This is a genomic window from Vicinamibacterales bacterium (assembly GCA_035699745.1).
Lineage (GTDB): Bacteria > Acidobacteriota > Vicinamibacteria > Vicinamibacterales > 2-12-FULL-66-21 > JAICSD01.
In genome coordinates this window covers 13,068-28,754 of record DASSPH010000094.1, presented here as the reverse complement: position 1 = coordinate 28,754, position 15,687 = coordinate 13,068, and the positions used below count along the sequence as shown (strand labels likewise).

Below are 15,687 nucleotides of genomic sequence, written 5' to 3'. Positions count from 1 at the left end.
CGCGCTTCGTTCTTGCCCCGGCCGTCTCTCTTCTCCGCTTGCAGTGTGGCTTCCATAATCAGCTTTCAGTTCTCAGCTCTCAGCTTGCCGCTCATACGAACAGCGAGGAGACCGAGGTCTCTTCGTGAATACTCCGAATCGCCTGGCCGAGCAGGCGGGCCACCGAGAGCTGCCTGATCTTGCGGCAGCACTTCGCCCGCTCGGTGGAGAGCGGGATCGTGTTGGTGATGATCACCTGATCGATCGGCGCCGCCTCGAGCCGCTCGATGGCGGGCCCCGAGAGCACGCCGTGCACCGCGCAGGCGAACACGCGCTCGGCCCCGTTGGCCTTGAGCGCGTTGGCGGCCTTCACGATCGTGCCCGCCGTGTCGATGATGTCGTCCTGGATGATGCACGTGCGCCCGGCGACGTCGCCGATCACGTTCATCACCTCCGCCGTCCCGTCCTCGGTGCGGCGCTTGTCGATGATCGCCAGTTCCGCGTCGAGCCGCTTGGCGTAGGCCCGCGCGCGCTCGGCGCCCCCCGCGTCCGGCGACACGATGGTCAGGTTCGGACTGTCGAGCGTCCCGAGATACTGGATGATCACCGGCGCCGCGAACAGGTGATCCACCGGGATGTCAAAGAACCCCTGGATCTGCGCCTTGTGCAGATCCATCGTCAGCACCCGATTCGCCCCGGCGGCGGTGATCAGATTGGCCATCAGCTTCGCGGAGATCGGCACGCGCGGCTTGTCCTTGCGGTCCTGCCGGGCGTAGCCGTAATACGGAATCACCGCGGTGATGCGCGACGCCGACGAGCGGCGGAACGCATCGATCATCACGCACAGCTCGACCAGGTGCCGATCGACGTCGGCGCAGGTCGGCTGGATCACGAACACGTCGGTGCCGCGGATGTTCTCGTCGATCTGGAACGAGACCTCCGTGTCGGGGAACCGCTGCAGGCGGGCGTGCCCGACCTGGACGCCGAGGAACTCCGCAATCTCCTCGGTCAGCGCCCGATGCGCGCTGCCCGAGAACAGCTTGAGCTGCCCGCTCGCCATCGTTTGCGGTAGCGCTCCGGTCGTAATCACGCAGACACCCTTGGATTGCGATGGATGGGGCGGGTGGATTCGAACCACCGAATACGGGATCCAAAGTCCCGCGCCTTACCGCTTGGCCACGCCCCAAGACGGCCCCCGCGAGCCATCCGCAAAAGGCTAAGTCTAGCGGATCCTAGCCCTTTCGGGCAACTCTCCGGGCGGGCCCGCGCGTGGCGCGCCCCCGCGGGGCCACGGCCCGACTCCGCCGCTCGTGCTCGGCGCGGCTCAGCGTCCGGGTGACGAGGGCCCGGGCGCCGTTCCGCGACAACGGCTTGACGGCGTGGTGGGCGGCGGCACGGCTGCGAAACAGGCCGAAAACCGCCGATCCGCTGCCGGACATCGCCGCGGCCGTGGCGCCGAGCTCCCGCAGCTGAGCCTTGAACCCGGCGATCTCGGGATGGCGTCTGATCACCGGCGGCTCCAGGTCATTGATCATCTGCGCCGCGCGGGTCGGCCAGGGCACGGGCAGCTGCTGCAGCTCGCGATTCTCGTCGCGCTGCCCCGACGCGCGGTCCTCGTCGTACCAGCCGTACGCCTCCGCCGTCGACACGCCGAACGGCGGGCGGACGATCACCACGAAGTGCGGCGGCAGATCGACAAGCGGGTAGATCTCCTCGCCGCGCCCGAGGCCAAGCGCCGTCCCGCCCGACAGGAAGAACGGCACGTCGGCGCCAATCGTCGCGCCGACCTCGCGCAGGAGCGTCAGCGCCGCGCCGCCCCAGAGGCGGCCGAGCGCGACCAGCGCCGCGGCGGCATCCGAGCTGCCGCCGCCGAGACCCGCTTCGAGCGGAATCTGCTTCTCGATGCGCACCACGACGTCGCGCGGCGCGCCGGCGCGGCCGAGCGCGGTCCAGAGCGCGGCCGCCGCGCGCCAGATCAGATTGCGGTCGTCGAGCGGCACCCCGGGCGTCCGGCACTGCAGGGTGAACGGCCCGGGGCGCTCGCGGCAGACGAGCGTGTCGTGCAGCTCGATGCCTTGAAACACGGTGCGCAGTTCGTGGTTGCCGTCCGCGCGCACGCCGAGCACGCGCAGATCGAGATTGACCTTGGCATGAGCGCGCACGGTGAAGCTGCGCCGCGTCAATTCGCAACTCCCCACCGGGAATTGTCAGGATCCACCAAGCGGCCCCGCTTTCCGGAGTTCATCCAGCGACAGAGGAATCGGGCGATCGGGCAGCTCGATCTGGAAGGTCCGCGGATCGAGCGTCGTGTTGATCTCGACGTCCGAGAGGCGCAGCGTGACGTCGGCGTTGGTGCGGCCGGCCGATTCGGCGCGGATCCGGATCGTGGACGGCCGGCCGCCGGCGTAATCGGCATAGGCGATGGTGACGCCGCCGCGCGAGGCGGCGGCGACGTGCCACGCCGCGTCGGCGCGCTGCAAATAGATCGTCCCGCCATCGACGGGTGCCGCGACCCACCCGTTGGGAAATTCGCGTCCGTCGCCGGGAACGCCGCCGAAGCCGCAGCCGCTGATCGCGGTGCGAAGCGCCTCCGCGCCGAGCGGCACGCCGGCCAGCGCTTCGACGATCCGTTCCGGCGGCGCGTCGCGCAGCACGCGATCGTCGCGCGTCAGCACCAGCGTGCCGCGGCCTGCGCCGGCGACGAGCACGAAGACCGGCCGGCCGAACACCGGATGCCGCCCCTCGAGGCGCGCGCGATCGGGCGCCGCAAAGCCGGCGTCGATGCGGCCGCGCAGCTTCGTCGATCCGGCGCGGCCGGACATCGCCATCGACGCGGTGATGGTCGTCACGCCGCGACAGCCGCGCGTGGCGTCGTCGAACGCGGACGCAAAGGCGGGAAACGGGGTCCCGGCGCCGGTGGGGAGCGCGATCGGCGCCTTCGGCGCGCACCCGGCAACGGCGGCCGCGGCGATCGCCGCCGCGAGCCGAAGACCGCGGGCGGCCGGTCTACTTGCGCTGCGCCGCATCCACTTTCTTCTGCACCTTGAGGCGATCGATGCCGTCCCCGTCGCCGGCCAGGGCGCGGCGCCAGGCCTCCACCGCCTCGGCGCGGCGATTCTGCTTCAGGCGCAGGTCGCCGAGGTGATCCTGAATCACCGAATTCTTCGGCAGCCGATCGGCCGCGGCGGAGAGCGGCGGATCCGCGAGATCGAGCTTGCCCTGCTGGAAGTAGGCCCAGCCGAGCGAATCCAGATACGACGGATTGCCGGGATCCAGCGCGAGCGCGCGCTGGATCAGCGATACCGCTTCGTCGAGCGACGTCCCCTGTTCGGCGAGCATGTAGCCGAGATAGTTCAGCGCGTTGGCGTGGTCGGGATGCCGCGCGATGAGATCGCGGAAGACCTTCTGGGCCTCGGGCCGCCGGCCGGCGCGATCGAGCGCGGCGCCGAACTGAAACTGCACGGACGTGTCGTCCGGCGTGGCGGCGATCGCTTCCTTGTACGAGGCGATGGCCTCGTCGTAGCGCTTCAACTGCAGGAGCGCGAGCCCCTGCGCGCCGAGCAGCAGGCCGATCTGCTGCGGCTTCGCCTTGGCGGCGCGCAGACGCTCGATTTCCGGTTTGAGCAGCTCGACGATCTCCTTGTGGCGCCCGCGGGCGTCGAGCATCTGCGCCAGCAGGTACGTCGTCCGCGGATCCTGCGGGTACGCCGCGGCCAGCGCCCGGGCGGTGGCCTCGGCCGCATCGAGATCGCCGGCGTCGCGGTGCGCCTGGGCGAGGATGAAGGTCAGGCGCACGTCGTTCGGCGCGATCTTCAGCGCCTCACGGAGCACGGCCTGTGCGTCGGCCGGACGGCCGCCATTCATCAGTGACGTGGCGCGCCGGGCCATCACCTCGGTGTTGCGGGGACTGAGCTTCTGCACGGCGGCCCACGCCTGCGCCGCCTCGTTCCACTGCCGCTGGCGATCGTACAGCTCCGCGATCTGCACGCGGCCGCGGAAGAACTGCGGCTGATCCTGGAGCAGCAGCGTCAGCGTCTCGATCGCCGCGTCGGGGGATCCCGTCTGTTCCTGCGCTTCGGCGAGCAGGACGGACCCTTCGGCGAACTGCGGCTGCTCGGCGACGATCCGCCGCAACAGCGGGATGGCGTCGGCGGGACGATCGCGCTCGAGATAGAGGCGCGCCAGCGTCAGATCGATCGACAGGTCGCCGGTGCCGTCGCCGCGGGCGATCTCCAGCGCCGCCATCGCGCGCGCCCCGTAGGACGAGACGTCGTCGCCGGGCTTCGCCGCCTGGCGCTGGGCGGCGAACGAGGCGAGCACCGTGCCGAGGATGCGATTGGCTTCGCGGTTCTTCGGATCGATCTTGATGGCCTCTTCGGCGGCGGCCAGCGCCTCGGGGGCGCGGTCGGCACGCGCGTAGAGCGCGGCGAGCTCGGCGCGCGGCTCGGCGCTCTTCGGATCGAGCTCACCGGCCTTGCGCAGCGCCGCGGCCGCCTCGTCCACCTTCCCTTCCCCTTCGAGAAAGCGGCCGAGGAGGAAATAGTACGTCGGCAGCTCCCGCTCGCCGGGCGCCTGCGGCCTGGCCGCGGACGCCGGCGCGGGCGGCGTCCTCACCGGCGCCTGCGCGGAAAGTGCCAGCGAGAGCGCGACAACGGCAGAGACTGGAGTCAGCATGGAAACCGATGACTATAATAGACCGCGAGGGACTGTCTCATGGTTGATCCGGAACTGCTCGAGATCCTGGCGTGCCCCAACTGCAAGACGAAGGTCGAGCTGGTGAAGGGAGGCACGGCGCTCAAGTGCCCGCAGTGCCGGCGCGTGTATCCAATCAAGGACGACATCCCCGTGATGCTGATTGACGAGGCCACCATCGAGCCCTGAACGCATCCTGCTGATCCGCCTGCGCCTGATCGGGGACGTAGTGTTCACGACGCCGTTGATCGGCGCGCTGCGCCGCGCGTATCCTCGGGCGCGGCTGACGTACCTGGTGGAGCCTGCGGCCGCGCCGATCGTGAGCCGCAATCCGCATCTGGACGAGGTGATCGTGGCGCCGCGGCGGCGCGGCGTGCGGCGGCTGCTCGACGACCTGCACCTGGCGCGGCGGCTGCGCCGCGAACGGTTCGACCTGGCGATCGATCTGCACGGCGGTCCGCGCAGCTCCTGGCTGGCGTGGGCGAGCGGGGCGCGGCAGCGGATCGGCTACGACATCGGCGGCCGCCAGTGGATGTACACGCGCCGGGTCGCGCGGCCGCGGGAACTCCGGCCGCGGCACTCGGTCCGGAATCAATGGGACCTGCTCGGCGCGATCCCGGACTGGCCGGGAGGCGAACCGAGCCCGGAGCGCGATCGCATCGACATCGCGCTCGACCCGCAGGCCGACGCGCGGATGGCCGATCGCCTGCGGCTCGCCGGCGTGGCGGAAGACGACGAACTCGTGGTGATGCACGTGAGCGCGGGCAACCCGTTCCGCCGGTGGCCGGAGCCGTTCTTCGTCGACACCGCCACCGCGCTCGCGGCCGGGGGGCCGAAGCGGCGCGTGGTTCTCAGCTCGGGCCCATCGGACCGTGAGGCAGCCGCCCGGATCGCGGCCGCCACACGCGCGCGACTCGGCGGCGAGGCGCGCCGTATCATCGATCTCGGAGAATTCGATCTGCACGAGCTCAGAGCGTTGATCGGCCGGAGCCGGCTTTTCGTCGGCGGCGACACGGGACCGCTGCACATGGCCGCCGCGACCGACACGCCGGTGGTCGGTCTGTACGGGCCGACGCTGGCGGCGAGGTCCGCGCCGTGGCGCCCGGCCGGGATTCCAACGGTATCGCTGGAGCGCGACGATCTGGCGTGCCGTCCCTGCGACCAGCGGACGTGTGCGCCCGGCGACTTCCGCTGCCTGACCCAACTGCCGCCGGCGCGCGCCATCGACGCCGCCGAACGGATACTGTCTGCCTCGTCTTCGGCCGCCGCCGGCCGGCGGAGCGCGCCGTGAGAACGCCCGCGACCAGCACCTGGCCGAACGGCTGGGTGGACGCCGTGCCGACGCTGCCCGCCGCGCCGCTCGAGCGTGCCGCCTGCCTGACGCTGCTGGCGTTTGCCGCGGCCCTGCAGGTGTCGATCGCGGCCGCCGACATCCTGCTGACGATTGCCGCCGCTCTCTGGATCGGGGTCCTCGTCAGGAACCGCGAGCGGATCGAAGTGCCCGGCATGTTCTGGCCGCTCGCCGCCTACGCCGGCGCGACGCTGATCGCCTCGTTCTTCTCCGTCGATCCGCGCGTCAGCTTCGTCGATTCGAAGCAGCTCGTGCTGCTGGTGATTGTCCCGCTCGCCTACCGGCTGTTCCGCGGCAACCGCGCGCTGCTCGCGGTCGACGTGATCATCACCATCGGCGCGCTCAGCGCGACCTTCGGCATCGTCCAGTACCTGATCCTCAGCTACGACAACCTGGGGCGCCGGCCGCAGGGCACGCTGGGGCTCTACATGACCTACTCGGGCCTGCTGATGCTGGTGACGTGCGCCGCGGTCGCGCGGATCATGTTCGCGCAGCATCACCGCCTGTGGGCGTCGCTGATCCTGCCGGCGCTGGTCTTCGCACTGGCGTTCACGTTCACGCGGAGCGCCTGGGTCGGCGCCTGCGTCGGCATCGGCATCCTGTTCGTGCTCCGCGATTTCCGCCTGATCGCGCTGCTGCCGATCGCGCTCGGCGGATTTCTCGTGCTGGCGCCGCCGAACCTCAGCGCGCGGCTGTATTCGACGTTCAGCCTGACCGACCCGTCCAACGTCGATCGGGTGGCGATGATGAAATCGGGCTGGCGCATGGTGCAGAAGGATCCGCTCACCGGCGTCGGGCCCGACATGGTCATCCAGGTGTACCCGACGATTCGCGACAAGACGGCGATCAACCAGCTCAACCCGCACCTGCACAACGTGCCGCTGCAGATCGCCGCCGAGCGCGGCATCCCGGCGCTCCTGGTGTGGATCTGGTTCATCGTCCGGCTGGCGCGCGACTTCCTGCGGCAGCGCCGCGCCGCATACCCATCGCTGTCGAACGCCGGGCTCGCGGTGATCGGCGCGATGCTCGCGGCCGGCCTGTTCGAATACAATTTCGGCGATTCCGAGTTCCTGATGCTGTTCCTCGTCCTGGTCACGCTGCCGTACGCGGCGGCGGCCGCGCCACCGACACATGCCCGACGCGCCGGCTGACCTCACGCGGCTGCTCGCCGACGCCCGCGGCCGCTCCGTTCTCGTCGTCGGCGATCTGATGCTCGATCACTTCGTGATCGGCCGGGTCGAACGCATTTCGCCCGAAGCCCCGGTGCCGGTGGTGCAGTTCGACCACGAGAGCTTCCGGCTCGGGGGCGCGGCCAACGTCGCCAACAATCTCGCGGCGCTGGGCGGCAAGGTCGAGATTGCGGGCGTGGTCGGCAGCGATCCGGAGGGCTCGCGGCTGACCGCGGCGCTTCGCACCGCCGGGATCGGCATCGGCGGCGTGATTGCCGACAAGGATCGCTGCACCACACGCAAGCTGCGGGTCGTGACCACGCGGAACCAGCAGGTCGCGCGGATCGACTACGAATGCGATCGGCCCGTCGACGGGGAACTCGAGGCGTCGCTGATCCTGAAGATCCGCGCCGCGGCGGCGCACGCGCACGTCATCCTGATCTCCGATTATCAGAAGGGCACGATCACGCCGGCGACGGCGAACGCCGCGATCGAAGCGGCGAAGGCGAAGGGCGTTCCGTCGCTGGTGGACCCGAAGGTGCCGCACATCGACTACTACGCGGGTGCGGCATTGATCACGCCGAACCACCTCGAGGCGGAGGCGGTCACGCTGCAGCGGATCCGCAACGCCGAGGAAGCGCGGTCCGCCGCCGCCAGGTTCCGCGAGCGCGCCTCGTGCCGCAGCGTTCTGATCACGCGCGGCGAGCACGGCATGTGGCTGCTGTCTGACGAGGGAGAACACGATCTGCCGGCCGAGGCGCGCGAGGTCTCCGACGTGACCGGCGCCGGCGACACCGTGATCGCCGCGATCGCGCTGGGTCTCGCGGCCGGCGGCTCGCTGCGCGACGCCGCGCGTCTCGCCAACCGCGCCGCCGGCCTGGCGGTCGCCCGCTTCGGGCCGGTGGCGATCACCGCGGAGGAACTCGCGGAGGAACTTGCGGCGGCTCGCTAGCGTGCCCCGCGGTTCCTCCACACGGAGTCGCAGCGGTCACGGAGACCGTCGTGCTCCCGGTGGATCGAGATGGCAGCCTCCGGGTGTGTCGTGACCGCCGCCGCGCGTCAGCCGCGCCGCTTGTCCAACCAGCTCGCGAGCTTCGCCGCACGCGACGGCCGCACTTCCACCGGCAGGTCGATCGGCGACGCGCGATAGCGCGCCGCGGCTTCCTTGACGGTCAGCCCCTCGATGAAGGCGTCCGCCAGGCGGCGTGCGATCTCGGCGTCGTAGCCGGGCTTGTTGCCCCAGTAATGGACGAACCACTCGTGGGCGGCGTGCAGCCGCCCGGTGCGGCCGAAGATCACCCCTTCGACGAGCTGTTCGGTGGCGAAGTGACGCAGCCCTTCGGCGCCGAGCCGGTCGTAGAGATCGATCGACTGATCGAGCAGCGGACGATCGGCGGTCGGCACGCCCAGCACGCCGGAATTCCACATCGCATCGCTTGCCTCGAAGGCGAACGCCTTCGAGCGGCGAAGCGCCGACCACAGCTTGCGGTTGCCGGAGCGCCGGCTCTCGGCGAGCACGTACTCTTTCTTGTGCATGAACAGCCGGCCGGCGTCGAGCTGTTCGACGAACGGCCTGAGCGGCCTGATCGCGAGGACGTCGGCGTCGAGCAGCACCGTCGCTGACGGCGGAACCCGGCTGAGGCCCGACTCCGCCGTCGGCGTCGCGGCGCGCGCGAGCTCGAGCTTCTGGCGCATCGAGAACGGCGACGGTCCCTTCCACGCGGTGAGCCGCGCGAAATCGAGATACTCGATCTCGACCCGCGTCCCGAACCACACGTAGCACTCGGGACGATCCGTCGCCACGACCAGCTCGTACGGCTCCGGCGCGTGCGCGACGAGCGACAGCAGCAGCATCAGCGACTGCCGGTAGACGCCGGGCGCGTCGCCATAGGCGAGCGTGACGTAGCGGACGTGGCGTGACGGCTCGCTCACGGTTCACCGCACCGGTTCGCAACCAGCAGCAGCTCGGGCAGCGGCTGCCGCTTCAACACCTGCCGCAGCTTCACTTCGAAGGTCGGACGCCGCTCGACCACACAGCTGGCGCCGAGCCGCGGGGCGAGCGCGGCGTAGTCGTCCGCCGAGAGGACCGCGTAGACCCGCTTCGTCGAATGCATCGCCGCCACGAACGGCGCCTCGTCGAAGTACTGCTCCACGTGCCGCCGGAGATAGAACACCATGCTGGGCAGCGCGACCTGGTAGTGCGCCACGACGTCGCCGGGCTCGAGGCGGTCCTGCAGCGTGCGGCTGAACGCCGGCACCGGCTTGTATCGCTCGAACTCGGGCAGCACGCGCAGCACGAATGCCCAGTTCATCGCGACGATGGCGCCGAGCAGCGTCAGGCCGGCGGCTGCGGGACGCCGCTTGAGGCCGAGAACCAGCGTCAGCAGGCCTCCGGCGAGGGCGAGGCCGCCGACGAGGGCGGCACTGTCGAGGGCGTAGGTGCGGCCCGCGGTCTCGAACAGGAACAGCACCGCGGCGCCGGCGCTCGCGAGCAGCGCGCCGATGGCGGCCAGCGTCCCGGTGAGCCAGCCGCTCCACTCGCGCCGATCGAGGCCGCGCTGGATCGCCAGCCCTCCGAGCGCCGCCACGGCCGGCACGATCGGAAAGATGTAGAGATCCTGTTTGCCGGCCGAGAGCGAGAAGAAGCCGACGATGGCGACGATCCAGCACCACAGCAGCGTCTCGATGCGGCTGCGCTGCTTCCATGCCGCGGCCGCCGCCGCGAACAGCAGCAGCGACCACGGGAACGAATCGCTCAGCACCACCGGCAGGTAGAACCACGGGCCGCGGTACTGCCGCACGCCCACCCCCTGCGTGAACCGCTCGACGTTCTCGCTGATCAGGAACGACTGAATGTAGGTCCAGCCGTGCTCGCGGTACAGCGCCGCGTACCACGGAACCACGATGGCGGCGACGATCACCACCCCGAGGGGAATCATCATCTGCGTCACGCGACGGAGCTCGCCGCGCAGCGCCAGATAGAGTCCGAATGCCAGCGCCGGCAGCGCAACCGCCACCGGCCCCTTGGTCAGCACGCCGAGCCCGACGGCGACGTACATCAGCGTCAGGTAGCGCCGCCGCCGCTCCGGATGGGCCTCGCTCAGGGCGAAGAACGTCAGCGTGAGCGCGAGGAATGCGCTGATCCAGATGTCGATGAAGATGCGGCGCGCGAACATCACCAGCCGCGGCGCCGCCGCCAGACCGGCGGCCGCCCACAAAGCAGCCGGTGAATCGCTAATCCCTAATCCATGATCGCGGATCCCCGCGCGGGCGAGGACGAACGCGGCGGCGATGATGATCAGCGCGCCGAGCGCGATCGTGAACCGTTGCACGGCGACCGAGACGCCGAACAGCTGGTAGAAGCCGGCGACGATCCAGTAGCTCAGGACCGGCTTGTTGAAGCGCGGCAGGTAGTTGAACGTCGGATTGACGAAGTCGTTCGCCTCGAGCATCTCGCGCGGCGTTTCGACGTAGAACGCCTCGTTCGCGTCCCAGATCCCCGAGTTGCCGAGCGCGACGAAATACACGCCGCTGGCAAGAGCCAGGAGGACGACGAGGGCCGTCACGTGGCTCCCGGCTCTGGCCGGAAGCTCACGCTCGGCCGGAAGCTCCTCGCTAGTGGCGGAAATGGCGGCGCCCCGTAAAGACCATCGCCAGGCCGCGCTCGTCGGCGGCGGCGATCACTTCTGCATCCTTGACCGACCCGCCCGGCTGCACCACGGCGGTGGCGCCGGCGTCGGCGATGGCGTCGAGCCCGTCGCGGAACGGGAAGAAGGCGTCGGACGCGACCACGGTCCCTTTCAGCGATCCCGGCGGCGCTTTCATCACCGCCACCTTCACCGAATCGACACGGCTCATCTGTCCGGCGCCGACCGCAAGGGTGCGATCCGCACCCGTGAAGACGATGGTGTTCGACTTCACGTGCGCGCACACCCGCCACGCGAACCGCAGCGCGGTCCACTCCCCGGCCGTCGGCTGCCGCTTCGTGACGACGCGGATGTGCCAGTCAGCGCCTGATCCGGCCGGCGTCGCGGAAGCGGACGACGGCGGCCACGGTTCGCCGGCCTCCACGACGCGGTCGCGATCCTGCACCAGCGTCCCGCCCAGGAACGAGCGCATCTCCTGCCCCGCGCCGCTCACCGACGCGAAGTCGGCGGTCACCACGCGCATGTTCACTTTCTTCGCCAGCACCTCGCGTGCGCCGGGGTCGATCGACGGCGCGATCACCGCTTCGATGAAGGTCGAAGTGATCGCCGCCGCCGTGTCGGCGTCGATCGCACGGTTCAGCCCGACGATCCCGCCAAACGCGGAGAGGGCATCGGCGTCGCGGGCGCGAACATAGGCCTCGGCGATCGTGCTGCCCGTCGCCGTGCCGCACGGATTGGTGTGCTTGATCACCGTTGCCGCCGGCTCGCTGAACTCGAGGACGATGCGCAGGGCCGCGTCCAGATCGAGCAGATTCGTATACGAGAGCCCCTTGCCCTGGTGCACGCGCCACTCGCCAGGCAGGCCAGCGAGCGGCAGCCACTCCGCCCGCTGGTGCGGATTCTCGCCGTAGCGGAGCGAGACCGGGGCGGCAGGCTGCGTCCAGCCGATCACCCCGCCGCCGCGCACGAATTCGCCGCCCTCGAGAACGACCGTCTCGAGCGTCTGGCTGATCAGCGAATCGAATTGCGCGGTGTGGGCGAAGGCTTTCTTCATCAACTCGAACCTGAACGCCAGCGACGGACCGCCGGAGCGTTCGAGCTGCTCGAGCACACCCGGGTAGTCGGCCGGATCCACCACGACCATCACGTCGCGGAAGTTCTTCCCTGCCGCGCGCAGCAGCGACGGACCGCCGATGTCGATCTGTTCGACCAGCTCGTCGAACGGCGTCTCCGGATCCTGCGCCGCTTTCGCGAACGGGTACAGGTTCACGACCACGAGATCGACCAGCTCGACCCCCTGCGAGCGGATCGCCTCGAGATCGTCGGGACGATGACGTCGTGCCAGAATGCCGCCATGAATCTTCGGGTGGAGCGTCTTGACCCGGCCGTCCATCATCTCGGGAAAGCCGGTGACGTCCGAGACGCTGGTGACCGGAAGACCGGCCCCGGCAATGGCGTTCGCGGTGCCGCCGGTCGAGACGAGCTGCACGCCGCGCGCGGCGAGGCCCCGCACGAACGGGATCAATCCACTCTTGTCCGACACGCTGAGAATGGCTCGCATACCTGGCGCTATTCTTGACACATTCCGGTGACGACAGCTACTATTCCCTCGGCGCTGGAGGGCCAGCGTCGAAGGCCGAGGCCGCGGACTCGCGGTCTTTTTTTACGTTTACGCCCATTGCAAGGCAGGAAAAGTACGATGCGTATCACAGGCAAGGTCAAGTGGTTCAACAACGCCAAGGGCTACGGGTTCATTGAGCGCGACGGCGGCAGCGACGTCTTCGTGCACTTCTCGGCGGTCCAGGGAAACGGCTTCCGGACGCTCGAGGAAGGACAGGCGGTCGAGTTCGAGATCGTCGATGGTCCCAAGGGCCCGCAGGCTGGCAACGTTACGAAACCCGCCTAGCACGTCCTGTGGGGGCGGTCCTCCGGATCGCCCCCACGTCCTGCCTGCCGGGCGGTTCACGAGCCGCCCTGATCTCCTCCCCCGGTTCCTTTCACCGCCCGCGCCGTAAAGTTCACTTTGCCATCGTTGACCGTCACCCGGAACGCCACCGCGTCGCTCCCCTCGCTCCGCGCCTTCGTCACCTGCTCCTTCACCAGCGCGGCGAAGCGATGGAAGGGAACGACGTCGGAGCCCGCCTCGCGGCGCGCGTCCATCAGCGAATCGTACAGGGTGTGCAGCTTGTCGAGCTCGCGCATCGGATCCTGGAACGCGGCGACGTGCAGCACCTTCGCCGCCGGCGGCCGCTCCTTGGGCGCCTCGCGCGGCGGCGGCGCGGCGAACGGCCCGGGGCGCCCTTCTTCGCGCGCCCGCAGGCCGCGGTCCCAGAGATCGACGAAGGTCTGAAACCGCCGCTGCAGCGTGTCGAACTGAAAGCGGTCGGCGGCCGACTGGATGTAGCCGCGATCCCACTTCTTGACCAGCGCCGCGATGCGGTTCCGCGTCTCCCACGGCGGACGCGGCAGCCGGCCTGAGAAGAACTGGTTGTACTCCGCCTCGAGCTGCTTGAGCCCCGCCGCGAGCGCCTGCAGGTCGCGCTGGATCTCGCTCGGCTCAGGCATGCCCAGCTCGCGGGGCGCGGGGGGCGCGGGGCCGTGACATCACGGTCACCGGATCAGGAACCAGACGAGCGGCAGCCACAGCTCGCGCGCGTAGGGCACCGGACGATCGTCGATGAGCACGTCGGTCGCATCCATCGATCCGACGAGATTGAAGAGATCGCGCAGCTGCACCGCGTCGCGCGGAAAGAAGCGCGCGCGATGACGCAGCCGATCGCCGGCGCCGATGGTCCGGTACTCGGCCGACGCCTTCGCCAGCGCCACCGCGCGCTCGTAGTCGCCGCCGGCGAACACCGGGAATTCGAGCGTCACCGAGAACGGCAGACGCGGCGTGCCGAACAGCGCCTCGCTCAGTTCCGGATCGAGCCGGGCGAGCTCCTCGTCGCTTGGCTGCTCGGGCAGGTCGACGTACGGCCAGAAGCGCTCGATCGGCCGGTAGTCCGGCACCGGCACGCGCGGCGGTTCGTTGGAGTCGGTGGCCATGGGCGGTGGAACATGAATGGTATCCTGAAAATCTGGCGATCAGGAAATCGGGTGATCGGGCGATCACCCGATCACCCGATCACCCGATCACCCGATGTCTGACTTCCGCGTCATTCCATCGATCGAACAACTGCGGCAGCGCGAGGCGATGCTGGCGCTCGAGACGCGCTACGGACGCGCGGCGCTGCTCGACGCGCTGCGGGAGGAAACCGCGGCGCTGCGCGGCCGGCTCGGATCGGGCGAGCTGGCGGCGGTGACGCTGGCCGAAGCGGTCGCCGGCATCGAGCGCGGCACCGCCGCCCGGCTGCGCGCGGCCATGCGGCCGTCGCTGGTGCGCGTGATCAACGCGACCGGCGTGATCGTCCACACCAATCTCGGACGCGCGCCATTGTCGGCCGCGGCGATCGCGCGCGTGCGCGAGGTCGCCGGCGGCTACACCAATCTCGAGTACGACCTCGTCGCCGGGCGCCGCGGGCGGCGCGACGTGCACGCCGAGAAGCTGATCGCCCGCCTCACCCGCGCCGAGGCCGCGGTGGTCGTCAACAACAACGCCGCCGCCGCGATGCTGCTCCTGGCGGCGCTCGCCTGCGGACGCGAAGTGATCATCTCGCGCGGCGAGCTGGTCGAGATCGGCGGCGGGTTCCGCATCCCCGACGTGATGGTCCAGTCGGGAGCGATCCTGCGTGAGGTCGGCACGACCAACCGGACCCGCGCCGCCGACTACGCCGCCGCGATCAACGAGCGCACCGGCCTGATCCTGCGCGTGCACCCGTCGAACTTCCGGGTGGTCGGCTTCACCGCGCGGCCGGCGCTCGAGGAGCTGGTCGATCTCGGGCGCCGCTTCAAGATTCCGGTGGCCGAGGATCTTGGCAGCGGCTGGCTCGGCTGGCCGCGCGACGCCGCTCCGGACACGCCGCACGGCGGCGGGCTGCCGCCGGCGCTGCGCGACGAACCGGTCGCCGCGGAGAGCATCGGCGCCGGCGCGGACGTGGTGTGTTTCAGCGGCGACAAGCTGCTGGGTGGTCCGCAGGCAGGCATCATCGCCGGCTCGCGCGCGGCCGTCGACGTGATTCGGCGGCACCCGCTGATGCGGGCGCTGCGCGTCGACAAGCTCACCTACGCGGCGCTCGAGGCGACGCTCGAAGAGCACGCGATCGGCCGCGTCGAGGACGTGCCGGTGCAGCGGATGCTGCGGATGACGCGCGACGAGATCGGCCGTCGCGCGGAGACGCTGGCCGCGGCGCTGCGCGCGTCCGGCTGGGAGGCGCGGACGCTCGACGGGATGTCCACGATCGGCGGCGGGAGCGCGCCTGGCGCGGAACTCCCGACGACACTCGTCGAGGTAACTCACCCGACCATGGGCACCGAGGCGATCGAGCAGCACCTGCGGTCGCTCGACCCGCCGGTCATCGCACGGATCCGTGAGGATCGCGTCGTGCTCGATCTGCGCACAGTCGATCCGGGGGATGACGGAGAGCTCGCTGCGCTCGCCTGTCGGGCCAAGGGCTGAGGGCCGGGAAGAGAGTCGCTTCGCTCCCTGTCGGGCGATGGGAGAGTCGCTTCGCTCCCGGTCGGGCAGGGGGCTAAGGGCCGGGAAGAGAGTCGCTTCGCTCCCGGTCGGGCGATGGGAGAGTCGCTTCGCTCCCGGTCGGGCACAGGGCTGAGGGCAGGGAAGCGAGTCGCTTCGCTCCCGGTCGGGCGATGGGAGAGTCGCTTCGCTCCGTGTCGGGCAGGGGGCTAAGGGCCGGGAAGAGAGTCGCTTCGCTCCGTGTCGCGCCAAGGGTCCGCGGCTTCGCTCCTGTCC

General features: G+C 70.1%; 15 protein-coding genes and 1 tRNA gene. 6 read left to right on the top strand and 10 right to left on the bottom strand.

All coding sequences use genetic code 11. From position 1 onward, the window contains the following. Window positions 1-91: 91 nt before the first annotated feature. From VFK57_21970 to VFK57_21950, 5 genes are all read right to left on the bottom strand, one after another. Window positions 92-1,069 (bottom strand): ribose-phosphate pyrophosphokinase, encoded by a 978-nt coding sequence (locus VFK57_21970; GenBank protein ID HET7698397.1) that lies wholly within the window; start codon window positions 1,067-1,069, stop codon window positions 92-94. Between the two features lie 21 nt (window positions 1,070-1,090). Then, window positions 1,091-1,165: transfer RNA gene (locus VFK57_21965), tRNA-Gln, on the bottom strand. Between the two features lie 46 nt (window positions 1,166-1,211). After that, complete coding sequence (gene ispE / locus VFK57_21960; GenBank protein ID HET7698396.1) at window positions 1,212-2,162, bottom strand: 4-(cytidine 5'-diphospho)-2-C-methyl-D-erythritol kinase; 951 nt, start codon at window positions 2,160-2,162, stop codon at window positions 1,212-1,214. 24 nt (window positions 2,163-2,186) lie between these two features. Next, window positions 2,187-3,005 (bottom strand): hypothetical protein, encoded by an 819-nt coding sequence (locus tag VFK57_21955; GenBank protein HET7698395.1) that lies wholly within the window; start codon window positions 3,003-3,005, stop codon window positions 2,187-2,189. After that, window positions 2,986-4,653: a tetratricopeptide repeat protein gene (locus tag VFK57_21950; GenBank protein ID HET7698394.1), complete on the bottom strand. Its 1,668-nt coding sequence runs from the start codon at window positions 4,651-4,653 to the stop codon at window positions 2,986-2,988. The genes VFK57_21955 and VFK57_21950 overlap by 20 nt, the downstream gene beginning before the upstream one ends. A 39-nt stretch (window positions 4,654-4,692) precedes the next feature. Between VFK57_21950 and VFK57_21945 the strand changes: the two genes are divergently transcribed. From VFK57_21945 to rfaE1, 4 genes are read left to right on the top strand one after another with little or no spacing between them, the layout of a single operon-like run. After that, entirely contained in the window at window positions 4,693-4,860 is a 168-nt protein-coding gene (locus VFK57_21945) for a Trm112 family protein (protein HET7698393.1), read from the top strand. Beyond that, window positions 4,835-5,962: a glycosyltransferase family 9 protein gene (locus VFK57_21940; protein HET7698392.1), complete on the top strand. Its 1,128-nt coding sequence runs from the start codon at window positions 4,835-4,837 to the stop codon at window positions 5,960-5,962. The genes VFK57_21945 and VFK57_21940 overlap by 26 nt, the downstream gene beginning before the upstream one ends. Further along, on the top strand, window positions 5,959-7,173 hold the full coding sequence (locus VFK57_21935) for an O-antigen ligase family protein (protein ID HET7698391.1): 1,215 nt from the start codon (window positions 5,959-5,961) through the stop codon (window positions 7,171-7,173). The genes VFK57_21940 and VFK57_21935 overlap by 4 nt, the downstream gene beginning before the upstream one ends. Next, window positions 7,154-8,143, top strand: coding sequence for a D-glycero-beta-D-manno-heptose-7-phosphate kinase (rfaE1, locus tag VFK57_21930; GenBank protein HET7698390.1), 990 nt, complete (start codon window positions 7,154-7,156; stop codon window positions 8,141-8,143). Before VFK57_21935 ends, rfaE1 begins: the two co-directional genes overlap by 20 nt. A 107-nt stretch (window positions 8,144-8,250) precedes the next feature. On the opposite strand, the gene VFK57_21925 is transcribed toward rfaE1, so the two are convergent. From VFK57_21925 to purH, 3 genes are read right to left on the bottom strand one after another with little or no spacing between them, the layout of a single operon-like run. Next, window positions 8,251-9,123, bottom strand: a complete 873-nt coding sequence (locus VFK57_21925; GenBank protein ID HET7698389.1) for a hypothetical protein — start codon at window positions 9,121-9,123, stop codon at window positions 8,251-8,253. Further along, the gene (locus tag VFK57_21920; GenBank protein ID HET7698388.1) at window positions 9,120-10,757 is read right to left on the bottom strand and encodes a glycosyltransferase family 39 protein; all 1,638 of its coding nucleotides are present in this window, start codon (window positions 10,755-10,757) and stop codon (window positions 9,120-9,122) included. The genes VFK57_21925 and VFK57_21920 overlap by 4 nt, the downstream gene beginning before the upstream one ends. A gap of 49 nt (window positions 10,758-10,806) precedes the next feature. Then, on the bottom strand, window positions 10,807-12,399 hold the full coding sequence (purH, locus tag VFK57_21915; protein ID HET7698387.1) for a bifunctional phosphoribosylaminoimidazolecarboxamide formyltransferase/IMP cyclohydrolase: 1,593 nt from the start codon (window positions 12,397-12,399) through the stop codon (window positions 10,807-10,809). A 138-nt stretch (window positions 12,400-12,537) separates the two neighbouring features. On the opposite strand from purH, the gene VFK57_21910 reads away from it, so the two are divergent. Then, window positions 12,538-12,744 carry a cold shock domain-containing protein gene (locus VFK57_21910; protein HET7698386.1) on the top strand — a complete coding sequence of 69 codons (207 nt, stop codon included), beginning with the start codon at window positions 12,538-12,540 and terminating at the stop codon, window positions 12,742-12,744. 56 nt (window positions 12,745-12,800) lie between these two features. Here VFK57_21910 and VFK57_21905 read toward each other — a convergent pair whose 3' ends face one another. Together VFK57_21905 and VFK57_21900 are read right to left on the bottom strand one after the other, a co-directional pair. After that, on the bottom strand, window positions 12,801-13,403 hold the full coding sequence (locus VFK57_21905) for a hypothetical protein (protein HET7698385.1): 603 nt from the start codon (window positions 13,401-13,403) through the stop codon (window positions 12,801-12,803). Window positions 13,404-13,448: 45 nt separating this feature from the next. Continuing rightward, a complete protein-coding gene (locus VFK57_21900; GenBank protein ID HET7698384.1) occupies window positions 13,449-13,883 on the bottom strand; it encodes a hypothetical protein in 435 nt (144 codons plus the stop codon). Between the two features lie 94 nt (window positions 13,884-13,977). Between VFK57_21900 and selA the strand changes: the two genes are divergently transcribed. After that, on the top strand, window positions 13,978-15,393 hold the full coding sequence (gene selA / locus VFK57_21895) for an L-seryl-tRNA(Sec) selenium transferase (GenBank protein HET7698383.1): 1,416 nt from the start codon (window positions 13,978-13,980) through the stop codon (window positions 15,391-15,393). Window positions 15,394-15,687: the final 294 nt, after the last annotated feature.

What these genes read in the sequence shown, in the direction of transcription:
- VFK57_21955 (HET7698395.1), bottom strand. Translation starts at nt 3,005, where the DNA reads ATGCGGCGCAGCGCAAGTAGACCGGCCGCCCGCGGTCTTCGGCTCGCG.
- VFK57_21950 (HET7698394.1), bottom strand. Translation starts at nt 4,653, where the DNA reads ATGCTGACTCCAGTCTCTGCCGTTGTCGCGCTCTCGCTGGCACTTTCC.
- VFK57_21945 (HET7698393.1), top strand. Translation starts at nt 4,693, where the DNA reads ATGGTTGATCCGGAACTGCTCGAGATCCTGGCGTGCCCCAACTGCAAG.
- rfaE1 (HET7698390.1), top strand. Translation starts at nt 7,154, where the DNA reads ATGCCCGACGCGCCGGCTGACCTCACGCGGCTGCTCGCCGACGCCCGC.
- purH (HET7698387.1), bottom strand. Translation starts at nt 12,399, where the DNA reads ATGCGAGCCATTCTCAGCGTGTCGGACAAGAGTGGATTGATCCCGTTC.
- VFK57_21910 (HET7698386.1), top strand. Translation starts at nt 12,538, where the DNA reads ATGCGTATCACAGGCAAGGTCAAGTGGTTCAACAACGCCAAGGGCTAC.
- VFK57_21905 (HET7698385.1), bottom strand. Translation starts at nt 13,403, where the DNA reads ATGCCTGAGCCGAGCGAGATCCAGCGCGACCTGCAGGCGCTCGCGGCG.
- VFK57_21900 (HET7698384.1), bottom strand. Translation starts at nt 13,883, where the DNA reads ATGGCCACCGACTCCAACGAACCGCCGCGCGTGCCGGTGCCGGACTAC.
- selA (HET7698383.1), top strand. Translation starts at nt 13,978, where the DNA reads ATGTCTGACTTCCGCGTCATTCCATCGATCGAACAACTGCGGCAGCGC.